An 18,255-nucleotide genomic window follows, 5' to 3' on the forward strand; every position below is an offset into this window, starting at 1 on the left:
TCTTTACAGGTTGTTCCGATTCGTATTGTGCAACCAGTAGAAGAGAATCCATATTTCTTTTGACAATAAATATGATGATGACCTTTATTTATATGAATTACTATTAGAGTTTTTCAATCATCAAATTTTAATTTCTGAACTTATTTCTTCTTGTGGGTTCGGTTCTATTTTAGTTGTTATAATATCAGATATTTTTCTAAGAATTTCATCAATTTTGTCAACACCAACCACAACACCATCATCTTTTACTCCGATAATAATAGATCCTCCTGCACCATTAAGGAAAGATACTATTTCCTTTGTAATCGTATCTGTGTATTTTCCTTTTAATTCAATTATTTCTGATTAGATTTATCGGCTCATTCCAGTCCTCTTGTAATATAATTATTATATCAGATTTGCGATAAAGCTAGAATTCTAAACTAACAATTTATTGTCGTATTATATAATTATTTGCTAAATTAATTAATAATCTAATTTTACCAATTAATTTTAATCATTTTTTATAAAGCTATTCATGATAGCTATTTTTATGAATTTATGTTTAGGTTTTGTCATATAGTATTATTATAAAAATATGTACGCAAAAAGACCGCAGCTTAAAAACTACGGTCTAATTTTTTGTCCAAATGTAAACCACTTGGAACTATTATTTAAATTATTCTTTTTTGCTTCCAGTACCATTTGAGTACCAGTAGCCATTTTTCATTCTCTATATAGCTTGTAATTAAGCCATTTTAGAAAATTTTGCTACTATTCCCATTCAATTGTTCCTGGTGGTTTTGAGGTTATGTCGTAGACTATTCTTCCTACTCCTTTTACTTCGTTTATCATTCTATTTGATAGGGTTTGTTGGAGTTCGTATGGCATATCGAAGGCTTCTACTGTCATTGCATCTTTGCTTGATACTGCTCTTACTACTACTACGTAGTCGTAAGATCTTTCGTCGCCTTTTACTCCTACTGTTCTTAGTGGGGTAAATACTGTGAAATATTGCCAAATTTCTCTGTCTAATCCTGCATTTTTTACTTCTTCTCTTAGGATTGCGTCGGTTTCTCTAACTATTTCTAATTTTTCTTCTGTTATATCTCCCAACACTCTTATTGCAAGTCCTGGTCCTGGGAATGGTTGTCTCCATACCATTTCTTCTGGAACGCCTATGCTTTCTCCAAGCGCTCTTACTTCGTCTTTGAAGAGTTCTCTTAGTGGTTCTACTACGCCTTCAAAAAGCATATCTTCTGGAAGTCCACCTACGTTGTGATGGGATTTTATTACTGAACCTTTTCCTTTTCCGCTTTCTATTACGTCTGGATAAATTGTTCCTTGTACTAAATATTTTGCATCGCCAAATTTTTTGGCTTCTCTTTCGAAAACTTCTATAAAGTGGTTTCCTATTATTTTTCTTTTTTCTTCTGGTTCTTCTACGCCTTTTAGTAAATCAAGAAATTCTTTTGAAGCATCAACCATTTTTACGTTTAGTCCAATTTTTTTGTATTGTTCCATAACGGATTTTGCTTCGTCTTTTCTTAATAAACCATGGTCTACAAATATGCATTGAAGATCATTTCCTATTGCTTTGTGTACAAGTGTCGCTGCTATTGTTGAATCTACTCCACCAGATAATCCACAAATCATTTTTTCTCCAGCATATTTTTCTTTTATATTTTCTATGGTTTCTTTGGCTAAATCTTTCATTATCCAAGTCTTTTTTGCTTTACAAATATTTAAAACGAAATTTTCTAATATTTGAAATCCGTATTCTGAATGGGCAACTTCTGGATGAAATTGTACGGCGTAGATATTTTTTTCTTCGTTTTCAAATCCTGCTATTGGACAGTTCAATGTCCAAGCAGTTTTTTTGAATCCATCTGCAATTTTTGTGACTTGATCTCTGTGATTCATCCAAATTATTGATTCTTGTGCTACATTTTCATATAATTTTGATCTTTGGTCAACAAATAAAGGAGTTTTTCCGTATTCTCCTTTTTCTGCTTCGCTTATTTCTCCATCAAAATGATAAGCTAAAGCTTGCATGCCATAGCAAATCCCAAGAACTGGCACGTTTAAATTTAAAATTTCTGGATTTAATTTTAGACTATCGTCACTGTGAATTGATTGTGGGCCGCCTGTCAAAATTATTCCGTCCAAATTTTCAAGATCAAGAGTTTTTAAATCCACATCACAATCATGAAGTGATGCATAGACTCCCATTTCTCTTATTCTTCTTACAATAAGTTGGTTATATTGGCCACCAAAGTCCAACACCATAATTTCGGATTTTTTTTCCATCTATCCCTCCTATATTTCTCCAAATATTGCAAAATATTTCATATAATCAAGATTATCCATCTTGTAGTAGCTATACTTTATATCTTCATCATACTTTTTAAAGTGTAAATTTTCTATAATAGATTTAAAAGCTCCATTATTTTTTTCTGCTTTTAAATAAATTTCTTTTTTCTCGCCAAGGGTAAAGAAATAATCTATGACTACCTCAAGGGCTTCTCTTGCATATCCTCTGTTTCTTAGTGATTTATTTATAATTATAAAAAGTCCAACTCCATCATTTTTTTCGAAAGCTTTTATAACTCCTATTGAATCATTTGTTCCTTTTTTTACTATATGCCAAAAATTATAGTCTTCTTTTTCTTTATAAAATTTTGAGACTTTTTCGATTACTTCTTCTTTTGTTTCTAAATTTGTAAAATAGAAAAATTTTGAATCTTTTATAAATTCCAGATTTTTTTCTAAATCTTCCTTTTCAAATTTTCTAATAATAAGTCGTCTTGATAAAATAAGTTTTGTATTTTCCATAAGCCTCCTCCACATAAAAAATAAGCTGCAAAAGCAGCATATTTTTTAAGAAAAATTCTTTTTGTAATATTCTAGAACGTCCGTGGCTGTTTGTTCTATTGTCTTTAATGTTACATCAAAAACTTTACAATCCAAATCTTCAAAAACTCCCTTTGCGTATTTTAATTCTCTATTGATTCTTTCCTTATCAAAATATTCGCTTTTTGATTTTAAGCCAAGGCCTTTTGACCTATCTTCTCTAATTTTTGATAATTTATTAGGATCAATAGTAAGACCTATGATTCTTTTTGGATCAATTTCGAAAACTTCTTCTGGAAGTCTTATTTCTGGAACCAAAGGAAGATTAAAAACTTTATAATCTTTTGTTGCAAGAAGCATAGTCACAGGTGTTTTTGATGTTCTTGAAACTCCAAGTAGTAAAATATCTGCCTCTTTTATTCCTCTTGGATCTTTTCCATCGTCATATTTTACGGCAAATTCTATGGACTCTATCATTGAAAAATAATCATCAGATAATTTTCTTGTGAGTTTTTTCTCTCTTAGAGCTTTTTGCCCTGTAACTTCTTCAAAAAGTGAAAGAGCTGGCCCTAATATATCTATAACTTTTATATTTTCTTTTTTAGCTTTTTGTTTCAAATATTCTTCAAGTTTTTTCTCAGCTATAGTTTGGATTATTATTGAATCTTCAGGAATTTTTTCAACAATTTTGTTAATTTTATTTTCACTATCAATATTAAATTTTCTATTAACTTCAAAATTTACATTTGGAAAATGAGTTATTACTGATTTTACAAATGTTTCTGCTGTTGCTCCAGTGGAATCACTGATTATATAAACATTCAATACATCACAATCCATACTATCACCTATTTAACTAAATCTTTTATATTAAATATTCTAGAAATATTTGTTGCTAGTTTATTTAATAGTGCCAACCTATTATTTTTCAACTGTTCATCTTCAACCATTATCATTGTATTATCCAAATATTCATTACCAAGGTCCATAGTAGATGCAATTTCTTCTAGGGCTTTTGTATATAATTTTTGGCTTAAATATTTTTCGCAATCCAAATTTTCTATAAGGTCGTAGTATTGTTTTTCTAAACCTTGGTCAAGCATTTCTACATTAACTTCTGTATTTTCAAAATCCTTGGTAAAATTATTGATTCTTGTAAAATAATTTAGAATTTCTTCGCTATTTTCTTTTTCTACAAATTCTTCAACAGATTTTACTTTTTCTATAACTGATAAAATATTTGTTTCTCCAGTAGCAAGAACTGCATTTACAAAATCATATCGGAAGCCCTTGTCTATGAGCATATTTTTAAGTCTATCGATGAAAAATTCTACTATTTTTTCTAAAGTTTTATCATAATCAAAAGAAATTTCATTTTTCTCTGTATAAACAAAAAGGGCATCTTTGATTAAATCCTTCAAATCAACATCAATTTTATTATCTGCAATTATATTTATAACTCCAATTGCTGATCTTCTAAGTCCAAAAGGATCTTGGCTTCCTGTTACATAATTTTCTATTATATAAAGTCCAGCTATTGTATCAATTTTATCAGCGATTGATAAAACAATTCCTGCAACTGATTTTGGTAGTGAATCTTCTGAGCTTCTAGGCTTATAGGCTTCTTCAATTGCATTTGCAACTTGGCTGTTTTCTCCTGAATTTATTGCATAAATTCTTCCCATTGTTCCTTGAAGTTCTGTAAATTCTATAACCATTTTTGTTACAAGATCTGCCTTTGAAAGATAGGCTGCTCTTAATAAATTATCTGAAACATCTTCTCCAAGCTTAAATTCATCAAGATAATTTTTTGAAAGCGAAATAAGTCTTTCAGTTTTTTGATAAACTGAACCAAGTCCTTCAAAAAATGTCAATCTATTAAGCTCTTCCACATAATCCTCTAATTTTTTATTATTATCTATATCATAGAAAAATTTTGCATCTTCAAGCCTTGCAGTAAGAACTTTTTTGTTTCCATTAATTACATTTTCTTTTGCAAAATCATCCCCATTTCTTACAAGCAAGAAATATGGCATTAATTTTTCATTATCATCTACAATTGGAAAATATCTTTGATGATCTTTCATTGGAGTTACAATTACTTCTTTTGGTAATTTTAAATATTCTTGATCAAGCTCTCCCATCAAAACTGTAGGATATTCGACAATATTTATAACTTCTTCAAGTAAGTCTTCGTCTTTTAAAAATTTTCCACCAATTTCTTTGGCATAGCGATTAAGACCTCTTAAAATTATTTCTCTTCTTTCTTTGTAAGAAAGAATTACATAATTTTCTCTAAGTAACTCTACATAATTTTCAATTTTTTCTACAAGAATTTCACTTTTTCCTAAAACCCTGTGGCCTTTTGTTGTATTTGATACTTTAATTCCTTCAGCATCAAATTCCAAAATTTCATTATCTAATAAGGATAGAAAATATCTGATTGGTCTTGCAAATCTAATTGATCTTCCTCCCCACCTCATAGATCTTGGGAAATTTAATGATTTCACTAAATCATACATATTTTTTTGTAAAACTTCTTTTATTGAAGGACTTTCTTCTTTTTTTTCTACATAAATATATTCTTCGCCCTTAAAATCTTTGATAATTACATCAGAAACTTCTGCTTTTTGTCCTCTCAAAAATCCCAAAAGTGCTTTTGATGGATTACCTTCTTGGTCGTAGGCAATTTTTTTAGAAGGTCCCTTTACACTAATAAGTTCGTTTGATTTATTTTCTTCAAGTCCATCAAGTAAAATTGCAAATCTTCTTGGAGTGGATTCTACTTTTATTTCTTCTACGCTTAATTTATTTTCTTCAATTAATTTTTTGAATTTTTCTTCAAGCTGTTCTTTTGTCGAATTTATATAAGCTGAAGGAAATTCTTCAACTCCTATTTCTAATAAATATTTGCTCATTACTTATCCTTTCTTAAAAGTGGATATCCTAGTTCTTCTCTTTTTTCAATATAAGATTTTGCAACCTTACTAGAAATATCTCTTACTCTTTTAATATAGTGACTTCTTTCTGATGCAGAAATTGCACCCATTGCATCCAAAGTATTAAAAGTGTGGGATGATTTTAATACGTTATCATAAGCTGGATACACAAGACCTTTGTCAATTAATCTGTTTGCTTCTGATTCATAAATTTCAAATAATTTTTCCAAAACTTCGCTATCAGCATCTTCAAATGAATATTTTGAATTTTCATATTCTGGCAATTGGAAAACATCTGAATATTTTAAATCTTTTGACCACTTAATATCAAAAACATTATCTACATTTTGTAAATACATACAAACTCTTTCAAGGCCCATGGTTATTTCTCCACTTTCAAGCTCGCAGTTTATTCCGCCTACTTGTTGAAAATAAGTAAATTGAGTTATTTCCATTCCATCAAGCCAAACTTCCCAGCCAAGTCCCCAAGCTCCAAGAGTTGGTGATTGCCAATTGTCTTCTACAAATCTTATGTCGTGTTCTTTTGGATTAATTCCAATTACCTCAAGACTTTTTAAATATAAATCTTGAATATTTTCTGGAGTTGGTTTAAGTAAAACTTGTAGTTGATGATGTTGGTATAATCTATTTGGATTTTCTCCATACCTACCATCAGCTGGTCTTCTTGATGGTTCTACATAAACAACTTTCCAAGGTTCTTTTCCCAAAGATCTCAAAAAAGTATGAGGATTCATTGTTCCTGCACCTTTTTCCAAATCATAAGGAAGCATAATTGATGCACCTTGTTCTTCCCAATATTTTATTAATTTTAGCATTAAATCTTCAAAATACATTTTTTCTCCTATTATTTGACTAATTTCATTACCCAATCAAGTGAGCTAAATTTTCTAATTTCCAAACATCTCAATACATAGCTTACTATCAAATTTATAATTTTTTCCTTTTCAATATTTAAATTAATCTTTGAAACCTCATCAGTTGGAGTATAGATTAATTTTAAAATATACAAATATTCTTCTCTTGTAAGATATACTATATCCTTTTTTATTTTCTTGCAAGATGAACAAACTATGCCCCCATCTTTTATAGAAAAATAAGCATCACTAGGATTAATTTTTGATCCGCACAAGGAACATTCTTTTAAATTTGGTTTAAAACCTGAAAAAGATATGTACTTTAATAAAAAGCAAAGAAAAATATTTAAATAATTTTCACTTGCTTTTTCAAAACTGTCAAAAGTCTTGTCCAACAAATTGTAAACTAAGTCTTTTTGGTCATAATCAATTGTTTTTAATAGCAAATCACAAATTGCCGATTTGTATATTATTATATCAAAATTTTTATTTGATTTCGAATAAGATTTTAATAATGACGCATCTCTTATTCCAAAAAATTTTTCTCCAGACTTATAAAGATTGTATGAGGCTTTTACAAATCTTTGAGTTGAAGAAAGATTTGAATTTTTTTTATTTAAAACTCCCTTAGCAATTATGGAAATTTTTCCCATATCTTTTGAAAAAATTTCTATGATTTTGCTTGACTCTTTGTAGGAAAATTCTCTTAAAACAAATCCTTCTACATTTGAATTATCACTTGTAACCAAACCTATCCACCAATTTTTGTTTTTTACGCCAATCTTTTTCGACCTTAACCCACAATTTCAAATTAATTTTGCTATCCATAAAAACTTCAATTTCGCATCTTGCTTCCATGCCGATTTTTTTAATTTTACTACCGTTTTTTCCTATTACTATTTCCTTGTGACTTGGTCTTTCCAAAATAAGACTTGCGTATATGTCATATAAATTTTTGTCTTCTCTTTTTTTAAATTGGTCAATTCTTACAAAAATTCCGTGAGGGATTTCGTTTGATAAATTTTTCAAAGCTTTTTCCCTGATAATTTCTGACACAATAAATCTTTCGTTTTTGTCAGTTATCATATCTGATGGATAATAAAGAGGCCCTTCTGGCAATATTTCTTTTACTGTTTCTATATATTTTCCAATATTTTCATCGTTTAAAGCTGAAATTGGAATTATATAATCAAAAGAATTTAAGCCTATGTAAGTTCTTTTAATTTGTTCAATTTCTCCTTCTTCTAAAAGATCACATTTATTTATAAGAAGAATTTTTGGGGCATTTACTTTTTCTAAAATTTCCAAAATCATCTTATCAAGTCTTCCAATTGTTAGAGAATTGTCAACAATAAATGTCACTATATCAGAATCTTTTAGGCTATCTTCTGAAACTTCTAGCAAATGTTCTTGAAGTTTATTTCTTGGCGTTTGGATACCTGGTGTGTCCAAGAAAATTATTTGTGAATTTTCGTCATTATATATTATTTTTATTTCATCTCTAGTAGTTTGGGGTTTATTTGAAATTATTGAGATTTTTTCTCCCAATATTTTTTCCATCAAAGTAGATTTTCCTACATTTGCCCTTCCTACTACCGATACAAAACCTGATTTCATTTTTCCTCCAAATCTTTTTTTGAAAAGTTATATGGAAGAATATCATCAAGTCCATATATCTTATAATCATTGGTTGAATTTGCTATTACAATTTTTGAATCAGAATCTAAAAACTCTGCCATAAATTGCCTGCAAACTCCGCAAGGATAAGTCATATTACTATCCCCTGTAATAATTATTGTATCAATTTCTTTATCGCCTGCGCTTATTGCCCCTGCAAGTGCAGATCTTTCCGCACAAATTGTCACTGAATAAGCTGCATTTTCTATATTTACTCCCTTGTAAATATTTCCTTTTTTTGTCAATACAACACTTGATACCCTAAATTTTGAATAAGGCGAATAAGAATTTTTTTTATTTTCTATAGCAATTTGTATTAATTCTTTTAAATCTTTTTTCATGAAAATACTCCAAATATTAATAAAGCTGTCGCCGTTCCCAAAATCGCTCCTCTTATAATTTCTGGAAGAGAATGGATATTTGCCTCAAAACGACTTTCTGCAACTATAATTGCAAGACCATAAAATACAAAAATCAAAAATCCTTCATCAATTCTCATTGAGCCAATTGTAGCAAGGCAAAAGGCAATTGATGTGTGTCCTGAAACAAATCCACCATGAAAAGCTGTTCCATGGCCCTTGTAAAAAATTCCTTTAAAAAATATGGTAGAAATTATTACAATTGATACAGTTATAAGGGCAAGATGGGATGGTCTTCTTGAAATTCTTAGTACAACTGATGATGAAAAATTTGCAACCTTATCAAAAAATACCAAATAAGCAATAAAAAGTGTGTTCATAGCTGACACAAAAGTGGCTGCCGCAGATAAGTCTTTACTTGCTTTTGCCTCTTTTGATTTTTTTCCTCCACCGCCAAGATTTACAGCTTGTTCCAAAGAAGTATTTAAAAGCTCACAAGAAATTACAAAGGCAATTGAAAAAACCAAAAACATCATCTCTACTCTTGAAACATTTAAGAACAAAGAAATAAATAAAACAAGAATAGAAGTTAGGACATGAAATTTCATATTTTTTTCATTGTTTATTGCAAAAACCAAGCCCTCAAATGCATAATCAAATCCTTTTACAAATTTTTCCCCAGGACTTTTTGCTTTTGGAATATATTTTTCATCCTCATCTTCTTTTTTCTTTTCTTCTTTTAATTCTTTTTTTACTTGGTCTTTTATTTCTTCAATTAATTGTTTTTCATCTTTCATTTGAATACTCCAAGATTTTTCATAACTTCTTTTTCCTTAGCTCTCATAATTTTTTTATCATCATCTTCTATATGGTCATAGCCTAATAGATGAAAAATTGAATGGCAAGTTAAATACATTATTTCCCTTTCAAAAGAATGTCCCAAATCATCTGCTTGCTTTCTTGCAACATCAAGACAAATTACAACATCCCCAAGCATAAGATAGGGCTTTTTCAATATATTTTCCCTATCTTCATTAAAAAAATCTTCAATTGGAAATGATAAAACGTCAGTAGCCCTATCAATTGACCTAAAATCTCTATTTAATTGTCTTATTTTTTCCTCATCAACAAAAGAAAGAGATATTTCACATTTTTTCTCATCAATATCTTCAAGCTTTAAAACTTCTCTAATAACTTTTTCAAGATATTTTTCAATGTTTACTTCTTCTTTTGTTTCATTATTTATTATTAAATTCATTTTTTTCTTTTTCCTTATCTGCCTTATCATAAGCTTCAATTATTCTTTGAACTAAAGGATGTCTTACTACATCAATTGCAGTAAATTCCATAAATTCTATTCCTCTAACATTTCTAAGAATTCTTGATGCGGATTTCAAACCAGAATTTTTTCCACGAGGAAGGTCGATTTGAGTTATATCTCCAGTTATAATAGCTTTTGACCCATAGCCAAGTCTTGTCAAAAACATCTTCATTTGCTCAAAAGTTGTATTTTGCGCTTCATCCAAAATTACAAAAGAATTATCAAGAGTTCTTCCTCTCATATAAGCAAGAGGAGCAACTTCGATTACGCCCTTTTCAACTAAATTTTGATAAGTTTCAAAACCAAAAATTTCAAAAAGTGCATCATAAAGAGGTCTTAAATATGGATCAACCTTATCTTGCAAATCTCCCGGCAAAAATCCCAAACTCTCTCCCGCTTCAACGGCAGGTCTTGTAAGAATAATTCTATTTACCTCATTATTTTTAAAAGCTCTTATCGCCATTGCAACAGCCAAATAAGTTTTTCCAGTTCCTGCAGGTCCAATTCCAAAAACCACATCATTATTTTCAATCATATTAACGTAAGATTTTTGACCTAAAGTTTTTGGCTTAATTGGTTTGCCATTTGCTGTTGTAACAATAACTTTATCAAGAGAAGATTTTATAACTTCCTTGTTTTCACGAACAAGCATATCAGAAAAATATTTTAATTTTTGATAGTCAATATTTCCTTCTTTTTTTATTACTTGAATAATTTCTTCAATAAGTTTTTTTACAAGATTTAAATTAACCTCTTCTCCATTTAAACTTATATTTCCATTTTCAGTTTTAATTTTTACATCAAATCTGTTTTCAATATATTTTCTATTTTTATCAAAATTACCGAATAAACCCATAATTATTTCGGTATTATTTATTTCTATAATATCCTTAATTTTAATCACTCCTTTAGTTTATTATACCATCTTAGTTGCAAAAGAAAAAAGATGAGAAACTCATCTTTTTGCTTTTGGCTTTCCTATTATTTCTGAATAGATAATCGCCTTTTTTAATTCATTTTTTTCTAATTTTATTTTTTCATTTTCTTTCCAATAATCTTCGATTTGATTTTTTGAAATTTGTTCGGTTTTTTTGTATGATTTTTTTGCACTTACTTTTTTTTCATTGTAAGCTTGTTGATTTTTTCTTTCAAATCTTTGGTAATCATTTGTGTATGTTTTTTTGTTATTGGATTTATTTTTTGTATCTTTTGCAAGTGATGACATAGCTTGTCCAAATGTCATCTTCTTTTTTAATTTTTTTTGTTTTTTTAGATTATTATTTTCTTTTTTCTCTATATTTTTTAACCAAGTATCAAAATCTGGTGTATCTTTTCCTTCTTCTTTATTATTTTCTTTATCAAGAAGATAAATAAATTTATAAAACTTGGTTTTTAAATTATCTTTTGCCATTAAATTTCATCTCTGCTATCAGTTTCTGATATTTTATTTCTCATTTGAGTGTCGGCGTTTATATTTTTCATATTATAATAATCTAAAACTCCAAGATTTCCGCTTTCTAGTGCTCTTGCAATTGCTAGTGGAACTTTTGATTGGGCTTCTACTACTTTCGCTCTGTTTTCTTGTTCAAGCGCTATAGCTTGGACACGTCTTTCTTCGGCTTTCGCTTGGGCTATATTTTTATCTGCTTCTGCTTGATCTCTTTGTAATTCTGCTCCAACATTACGTCCTATATCTACATCTGCAATATCTATTGAAAGAATTTCAAATGCTGTACCGCTATCAAGTCCTTTCATTAGAACTGTTTGTGAAATATTATCTGGATTTTCTAAAACTTCTGCGTGCGTATCTGATGAACCAACCGTTGTTACAATTCCTTCGCCTACTCTTGCTATAATTGTTTCTTCGCCAGCTCCTCCTACAAGTCTTTCGATATTTGCTCTTACAGTAACTTTTGCAATAACTTTGACTTCAATTCCGTTTTTTGCAACGGCTGCTATGGTTGGTGTATTTATTACTTTTGGATTTACAGAAACTTGGACTGCTTCAAAAACATTTCTTCCTGCAAGATTCATTGCTGCTGCTTGTTGAAAATTCAAATCAATATTTGCTCTTTCTGCTGCAATCAAGGCATCTACAACTTGGTTTACATCTCCTCCTGATAGAAAATGACTTTCCAAATCAGAACTTGAAATTTGAATTCCTGCTTGATGAGATTTAATCAAAGCATAAACTATATGACTTGGATTAATTCTTCTAAATCTCATTGCAACAAGTGAGCCCATTGAAACTGGCACTCCAGATGATCTTGCTGTAATCCACAAACCAATTGGCACAAGTGTCAAAAATACTATTAAAAAAATTACTACTAAAGCTGGTATTATTATCGGCATTATATATCCTCCTTAACATAAATATGTCCATCTTTTATTTCTACAACTTCTATTCCTACATCTTTTTTGATGAAATCTCCATAAGTTTTTCCATCATAAATTTTTCCATCAATTGTAATTCTTCCTGTAGGTCTTAAAATACTTATCGTTTTTCCTTTTTTTCCTAAAAGATATGTATAATCTTTTTTGGAATTATATCCTCTTTCCTTAGTTTGAGTATTAACTAGAACAGCCTTGTCAAATAAATTTGCAGAAAATCCTAATCTTACAAAAATTGTTACACTCAAAAAAATTGATGCCGCAGTAATTAGTAAAATCAAAATTCCAAATAGGGAATTATCAAAACTATCAATTAGCGAATATGTCGTTAAAATAATACCCGAAATTCCCATAATACCAAAACCAGGTACAAATAGCTCAATAGCAAGTAACAAAATGCCCGATATAAAAGCTATTATTGTCATCATATCTGCTTCGCCCCTGTCAAGATTTGACTTGTAAAAATATATAAATAAAGCTATTGCTATAAGAGTAAATAAAATTTTTTTATCAGTAAAAATTATAGCAACTATACATATAAATGCAAGCGTAAATGACAGAGCCAATAAAATATCCCCTAACATACTTCTCCTTTCTATAATAAATATTACATTATTTTTATACCCAAATTAAAAATAAAAAAGGAGAAATAATTTTCTCCTCAGACTGTTGACAAAGTATACAAATCCTCATGCTAAGAATATCATACGAAAAAAATTGATTTGATTTCAAATTTTAAAATTCGTCAAAAAACGCACTGTTTGAGCGTTAGTGAGTTTGCGTTTTTAGAATTTTGGAATTTAGAAATCAACAATTTTTGAAGTCCGATATTCGTGCTTGAGGGTTTGTCTACGCTCTGGGAGAAATAATTTTCTCCTTTATACTAATTTATTAAATTTTTTATTATTAAATTTTTTAAAATTAATTTTCATCTACTAATTCTTTTAATCTTCCTGTTAATTTATATGGAACTTTTTTTAATTCTTCTATATTTTTTACTCCAACTAGAGCCATAAATATTTTTATTTTTGTGTTTAATTCTTTTAGATATTTGATTGCATAATCGTAATCGCCTCTTAGTAGAAATGACAAAACTTCTCCAGAAATTGCACACATATCTGCACCAATTATTAGAGATTTGCAAACATCACTCGAATTTCTTATTCCACCGCTTGCTATTAAGAAAAAATCATCAGACAAACTTCTTACATCAAGAATTGATTTTGCTGTAGGTATTCCCCATGAATAAAATTCTGAATAATCTTTGTCAAATATTCTCATATCTTCGATTTCTATAAAATTTGTGCCACCTTTTCCAGCAACGTCAATATATTTTACACCAATATCTAAAAGTTTTTGACCTACTTCTTTGCTCATTCCAAAGCCAACTTCTTTTACAATCAAAGGCACTGAAATATTTTTGCTAATATTTTCTAAATTTTCAAAATTTTTAGAAAAATCTCTTTCTCCTTCATCCATTACTAGCTCTTGGGCAATATTTAAGTGAGCTTGCATAGCAGATGCTCCTATTAAATCTTTTGCAAATTCAAAATTTTCGATTTTATTTTCCCAACCGAGATTTCCAATTTTTATTACATTTTTATCTTTTAATAGGGAAAAAGACTCTCTTGAATCTTTATCTTTTATGGCTATTGATTCGCTTCCCACAGCCATTGGTATATTTAATTCTCTACAAATATTTGATAAATCTTCGTTTATATCTTCACTTATTTCAGTTCCACCTGTCATTGCATTTACCATCACAGGCATAGAAATTTTATTTCCCATAAATTCTATTGATGTATCAATTTCATCAAAATTTACATTGCTTAGGGCATTGTGTTCCACATAAACGTTGTTTAATAATGTTTTTGACTTAAATTCACTTCTAAGATAATTTTCAATATGTTCGTCTTTTCTTTCTCTTCTTTTCTCGTCCATTTTTCCACCTGTTAATTATCTTCATTAAGGTTATTCACATCTTCATCGAAATAATTTTCATCTTCTGTATTTTCTTCTTCTTGGTTCAAGTCTTCATAATCCTCATCCAAATATTCTTCGTCTTCTTCATTACTATTTGAATTTTGATAATCTTCATTTGAATTTTCATTATCGTTAGTGTAAGTATAGTTTTGATATTCCCAATAAGAACTATCTTCTTTTTTCCATGATTTTAATTTATATTTTGAAAATACCTTATCAACTATCTTCCAAGTTTCTTCGTAATTAGGAATATAATAGCTTACTCCATCAATATATTGTGGATTTCCTGGAACAGTATAAGTTTTACATTTTTCTGAAGAAAAATTAGACATTTTGCTAGCAAAATCAATCATAGTTCCCAAAGGCAAATTTGTTTTTACATCTTTAAAATATGATTCAACCAAGGAAGTCATATTTATTGTTTTTGATTTTTTTACCAATTCATTTATGATTCCCTTCATAAATTCTTGTTGAGCATTAACCCTACCAAGGTCAGCATTTTGATAAATTTTTCTAGCTCTCAAATAAGTTAATACATCTTGCCCGTTCATTTTATTAATTCCCGGTCTTATATGTGTATTTCCTTCATCAAGTCTTACTCCTTCAGGAACTTTGTAATTTACTCCTCCAATTTCATCAACTATATTTACAACAGCCTCAAAATTTATTTCTGCATAATAGTCAATATCAAGGCCCAAAAAATCTCTTAAAGTTTTTAACGTAAGTTCAATTCCACCATAAGCATGAGCATGATTTACTTTTGTAAATTCATCCCTAACCTTTACTCTAGAATCTCTAGGAATTGATAAAATATCAACTTTTCCCGTTTCAGAATTTATTTTACAAAGCATAATTGTATCTGTCCTTGTAGGCTCAGGATTTTCTTTATTTTGACTTGCATCAACTCCAACCAAAAGCACAAGAATTTCGTTATCAACCTTTTTTCCCTTATTATTTTCAGCAGCCTCAGCCCCATAATTATCTATATTTTTTTTATCCTGTAATTTATTTAAATAGGCATTTGAAGAAAAAAATACAAATAATGCCACCATAATCGTTGTTAAAAATCTTTTAAATCTCATAATATCTCCTTCTCATCTTGTAATTATAGCATAAAAAAAGACTTAATAAAAATAAGAAATTTCAAAAAAATATGATATAATCAAATTATGATTAAGCTAATAACAATTGATATAGACGGAACCTTGCTTACAAATACAAGACGTCTTCCAAAAAAAAATAAAGAAATGATATTAAAAGCAAAAAAATTAGGAGCACATATAGCTCTAGTAAGTGGCAGACCATTTTCTGGAATTCTTCCTTATGTCAAAGAACTCGACCTAGAACACGAAGGTCATTTTTCAATTTCTCAAAATGGATCCTATATTTTTGACAACTACACTAAGGAAGTAATTACAGGAGTTTTTCAAAAACCAAAAGATTTAATTAATCTTGATAAGGCTTTAAAAAATTTTAAAGTTCAAGTTTCAGCCATGGATGATGATAGTTTTTATACAAGACATAAAAATCCAAATATTTTGACAAGATTTGATTCTTTTATTACAAAATTAAAATTACAAAAAATTTCCTACGATGATTTTGATGAAGATAAAAATTTTGGTAGATTTTTGGTTATGGGCTGGCCTTGGAATATAGAAAAAGTTATGGATAATATGCCAAGTTTTGTAAACGAAAATTATTACTACGCAAAAACTGCTCCAGTTTTAATTGAAGTTATGAACAAAAACGCAAACAAGGGAAATGCCATAAAATTAATGAGTGAAAAACTTGGTTTCAAAATCGATGAAATTATGGCAATAGGAAATGAAATGAACGATATTCCCATGCTAGATATGGCAGGATTTTCCGTTGCAATGGAAAACGCCAACGATTATCTAAAACCCCACGCAGACTATATAACTTTATCAAATAATAAGGCAGGAGTTGGAGAAGCTATAGAAAAATTAATAGAAAATAATTTTGAAAAATTTTAAAAATTTAAATAAAAAAGCATTCCTAGATTTTTTCTAAGAATGCTTTTTGTTTTCTTTAAATTTTTTGTATTTTACATAGGCGTTTGCGCCCATTAATATGCTTGCTAATAAAATTATCCACCAATATTTTTTTTCACTTATATATTGAATTACGGTAAGAATTATTAAAAGCACAAAAGTTATTGCACTTGTTATAAATTCCAAAATCCTATAATCTTTGAAAAAATTATTATTTGACATCTTTATCTATCACTTCGTCTAAAGTTTTCCAAGATAAAAGTGCGCATTTTACTCTTTGTGGCATATTTGAAATATTTTGGAAAGCTGCAGCATCTCCAATTTTTTCCAAATCTTCATCGCTTATATCTTCTCTTTTTATCATTCCGATATAAATTTTTGCCATCTCTTTTGCTTCATCAATTGTTTTTCCTACAATTTCATCACACATTACAGAAGTTGCAGCTTGGCTTATTGCACAACCGTGTCCTGTAAAAGCCGCCTCTGTTATTACATTTCCATCATGTTTTAATTCCAAAACAATTTCATCTCCACATGAAGGATTGTGACCTGGCTCTTTTATATCTGGATTTTCTAAATTTCTTTTATTTTTTTGATTTCTAGAATTTTCAAGAATTACTTGAGTATAAACATCATTTAAGTCCATTAAAATCCCATCACCTTTCTTACATTTTTAAGCTCTTTTGCAAAATATTCTACTTCTTCTCTAGTATTATATATGGCAAATGACGCTCTGCAAGTTGAAGATACATCAAGGTAGGTGTGAAGTGGCATTGCACAATGATGGCCGCTTCTTACAGCAATTCCTTTCATATCCAAAATTGTTGCAACATCGTGTGGATGAATATCATCAAAAGTAAAAGCTACAACTGATCCTGTATTTCTTTTTTCTGGGAAAAATACTTTTATATTATCAATATCTTTAATCAAATCATAGGCATATCTTGCAAGTTTATTTTCATGTTCATAAATATTTTCCACACCAATTTCATTCATAAAATCAATAGCAGCAGAAAGACCTACAACTCCACCTACATCTTGAGTTCCTGCTTCAAATCTTTGGGCAGGTTTTGCAAAAGTTGATTCTTGCTCATAAACATATTCAATCATATCGCCACCAAGATTGTATGGTTTTAATTTTTCAAGCAAATCATATTTTCCATACAAAATTCCAATTCCCATTGGTCCATACATTTTGTGGGCAGAAAAAGCAAGAAAATCACAATCAAAATCTTTTACATCAATTTTTTTGTGAGGAGCAAGTTGGCAAGCATCTACTATTGAAATTGCTCCAACTTCATGAGCAAGTTTTGTAATTAATTTTTGATCTGTCATCTCTCCAGTCACATTTGATGAGGCCGTGATTGAAACAATTTTTGTTTTTTCTGTAATTTTTTCTTTCAATTCGTCATAATTTAAAGAATAATCATCATTTAAATAAACATATTTTAAAATTGCCCCGGTTTCTTTGCAAACTCTTTGCCAAGGAACTAAATTTGCGTGGTGTTCTAAAATTGAAATTACAATTTCATCGCCTTTTTTCAAATTTTCACAAGCGTAAGAAAATGCTAGAAGATTTAAAGATTCTGTTGCATTTCTTGTATAAATTATTTCTTCGGATTTTTCTGCATTTATAAAATCTTTTATCTTTTCTCTTGTATTTTCAAAAGCTTCTGTGGCTTTCCATGATAAAAAGTGAGCACCTCTGTGAGGATTTGCATTTGAATATTTGTAATAGTAAGCTTGGGCATTCATAACTGAGATTGGATTTTGGCTAGTTGCCGCAGAATCTAGATAAATAACTTTTTTTCCAGTATTTTTTTCATCCAAAAATGGAAATTCTTTTCTTATTTTTTCTATATCCAT

Annotated in this window: 21 protein-coding genes; 1 reads left to right on the top strand and 20 read right to left on the bottom strand. The window is 29.2% G+C overall.

All coding sequences use genetic code 11. From position 1 onward, the window contains the following. Positions 1-120 precede the first annotated feature (120 nt). The 17 genes from I6H46_RS10380 to I6H46_RS01105 form a co-directional block, all read right to left on the bottom strand. Positions 121-339 (bottom strand): RNA-binding domain-containing protein, encoded by a 219-nt coding sequence (locus I6H46_RS10380; protein ID WP_081445744.1) that lies wholly within the window; start codon positions 337-339, stop codon positions 121-123. Positions 340-753: 414 nt separating this feature from the next. Then, on the bottom strand, positions 754-2,289 hold the full coding sequence (gene guaA, locus I6H46_RS01030) for a glutamine-hydrolyzing GMP synthase (protein WP_200225954.1): 1,536 nt from the start codon (positions 2,287-2,289) through the stop codon (positions 754-756). A gap of 9 nt (positions 2,290-2,298) precedes the next feature. Then, a complete protein-coding gene (locus tag I6H46_RS01035; RefSeq protein ID WP_019118469.1) occupies positions 2,299-2,814 on the bottom strand; it encodes a GNAT family N-acetyltransferase in 516 nt (171 codons plus the stop codon). Between the two features lie 45 nt (positions 2,815-2,859). Further along, positions 2,860-3,672, bottom strand: coding sequence for a pyruvate, water dikinase regulatory protein (locus tag I6H46_RS01040; protein ID WP_019118470.1), 813 nt, complete (start codon positions 3,670-3,672; stop codon positions 2,860-2,862). An 8-nt stretch (positions 3,673-3,680) separates the two neighbouring features. Further along, positions 3,681-5,750, bottom strand: a complete 2,070-nt coding sequence (gene glyS / locus I6H46_RS01045) for a glycine--tRNA ligase subunit beta (protein ID WP_019118471.1) — start codon at positions 5,748-5,750, stop codon at positions 3,681-3,683. Next, positions 5,750-6,625 carry a glycine--tRNA ligase subunit alpha gene (gene glyQ, locus I6H46_RS01050; protein ID WP_019118472.1) on the bottom strand — a complete coding sequence of 292 codons (876 nt, stop codon included), beginning with the start codon at positions 6,623-6,625 and terminating at the stop codon, positions 5,750-5,752. The genes glyS and glyQ overlap by 1 nt, the downstream gene beginning before the upstream one ends. Before the next feature lie 11 nt (positions 6,626-6,636). Then, positions 6,637-7,395 (bottom strand): DNA repair protein RecO, encoded by a 759-nt coding sequence (gene recO, locus I6H46_RS01055; RefSeq protein WP_019118473.1) that lies wholly within the window; start codon positions 7,393-7,395, stop codon positions 6,637-6,639. Continuing rightward, complete coding sequence (gene era, locus I6H46_RS01060; protein ID WP_019118474.1) at positions 7,382-8,263, bottom strand: GTPase Era; 882 nt, start codon at positions 8,261-8,263, stop codon at positions 7,382-7,384. Before era ends, recO begins: the two co-directional genes overlap by 14 nt. Further along, positions 8,260-8,664, bottom strand: a complete 405-nt coding sequence (gene cdd, locus I6H46_RS01065) for a cytidine deaminase (RefSeq protein WP_019118475.1) — start codon at positions 8,662-8,664, stop codon at positions 8,260-8,262. Before cdd ends, era begins: the two co-directional genes overlap by 4 nt. Beyond that, complete coding sequence (locus I6H46_RS01070) at positions 8,661-9,479, bottom strand: diacylglycerol kinase (RefSeq protein ID WP_019118476.1); 819 nt, start codon at positions 9,477-9,479, stop codon at positions 8,661-8,663. The genes cdd and I6H46_RS01070 overlap by 4 nt, the downstream gene beginning before the upstream one ends. Next, a complete protein-coding gene (gene ybeY / locus I6H46_RS01075; RefSeq protein ID WP_019118477.1) occupies positions 9,476-9,940 on the bottom strand; it encodes an rRNA maturation RNase YbeY in 465 nt (154 codons plus the stop codon). Before ybeY ends, I6H46_RS01070 begins: the two co-directional genes overlap by 4 nt. Continuing rightward, entirely contained in the window at positions 9,921-10,859 is a 939-nt protein-coding gene (locus I6H46_RS01080) for a PhoH family protein (protein WP_019118478.1), read from the bottom strand. The genes ybeY and I6H46_RS01080 overlap by 20 nt, the downstream gene beginning before the upstream one ends. A 99-nt stretch (positions 10,860-10,958) precedes the next feature. Beyond that, entirely contained in the window at positions 10,959-11,414 is a 456-nt protein-coding gene (locus I6H46_RS01085) for a hypothetical protein (protein WP_070605878.1), read from the bottom strand. Continuing rightward, positions 11,414-12,355, bottom strand: a complete 942-nt coding sequence (floA, locus tag I6H46_RS01090; protein ID WP_019118481.1) for a flotillin-like protein FloA — start codon at positions 12,353-12,355, stop codon at positions 11,414-11,416. Before floA ends, I6H46_RS01085 begins: the two co-directional genes overlap by 1 nt. Continuing rightward, positions 12,355-12,978, bottom strand: coding sequence for an NfeD family protein (locus I6H46_RS01095; protein WP_200225957.1), 624 nt, complete (start codon positions 12,976-12,978; stop codon positions 12,355-12,357). The genes floA and I6H46_RS01095 overlap by 1 nt, the downstream gene beginning before the upstream one ends. A gap of 337 nt (positions 12,979-13,315) precedes the next feature. Next, positions 13,316-14,335 carry a type 2 isopentenyl-diphosphate Delta-isomerase gene (gene fni, locus I6H46_RS01100; protein WP_019118483.1) on the bottom strand — a complete coding sequence of 340 codons (1,020 nt, stop codon included), beginning with the start codon at positions 14,333-14,335 and terminating at the stop codon, positions 13,316-13,318. 11 nt (positions 14,336-14,346) lie between these two features. After that, positions 14,347-15,459, bottom strand: a complete 1,113-nt coding sequence (locus I6H46_RS01105; RefSeq protein ID WP_019118484.1) for an LCP family protein — start codon at positions 15,457-15,459, stop codon at positions 14,347-14,349. Positions 15,460-15,546: 87 nt separating this feature from the next. On the opposite strand from I6H46_RS01105, the gene I6H46_RS01110 reads away from it, so the two are divergent. Continuing rightward, positions 15,547-16,371, top strand: coding sequence for a Cof-type HAD-IIB family hydrolase (locus I6H46_RS01110; RefSeq protein WP_200225959.1), 825 nt, complete (start codon positions 15,547-15,549; stop codon positions 16,369-16,371). Between the two features lie 33 nt (positions 16,372-16,404). On the opposite strand, the gene I6H46_RS01115 is transcribed toward I6H46_RS01110, so the two are convergent. The 3 genes from I6H46_RS01115 to I6H46_RS01125 are packed head-to-tail and all read right to left on the bottom strand — an operon-like array spanning position 16,405 to position 18,255. Continuing rightward, positions 16,405-16,611 carry a hypothetical protein gene (locus tag I6H46_RS01115; protein ID WP_019118486.1) on the bottom strand — a complete coding sequence of 69 codons (207 nt, stop codon included), beginning with the start codon at positions 16,609-16,611 and terminating at the stop codon, positions 16,405-16,407. After that, on the bottom strand, positions 16,601-17,035 hold the full coding sequence (sufU, locus tag I6H46_RS01120) for a Fe-S cluster assembly sulfur transfer protein SufU (protein ID WP_019118487.1): 435 nt from the start codon (positions 17,033-17,035) through the stop codon (positions 16,601-16,603). Before sufU ends, I6H46_RS01115 begins: the two co-directional genes overlap by 11 nt. Beyond that, complete coding sequence (locus I6H46_RS01125; protein WP_019118488.1) at positions 17,035-18,255, bottom strand: aminotransferase class V-fold PLP-dependent enzyme; 1,221 nt, start codon at positions 18,253-18,255, stop codon at positions 17,035-17,037. Before I6H46_RS01125 ends, sufU begins: the two co-directional genes overlap by 1 nt.

Source organism: Anaerococcus obesiensis (genome assembly GCF_016599815.1).
In the GTDB taxonomy this organism is placed as follows: Bacteria; Bacillota; Clostridia; order Tissierellales; family Peptoniphilaceae; genus Anaerococcus; species Anaerococcus vaginalis.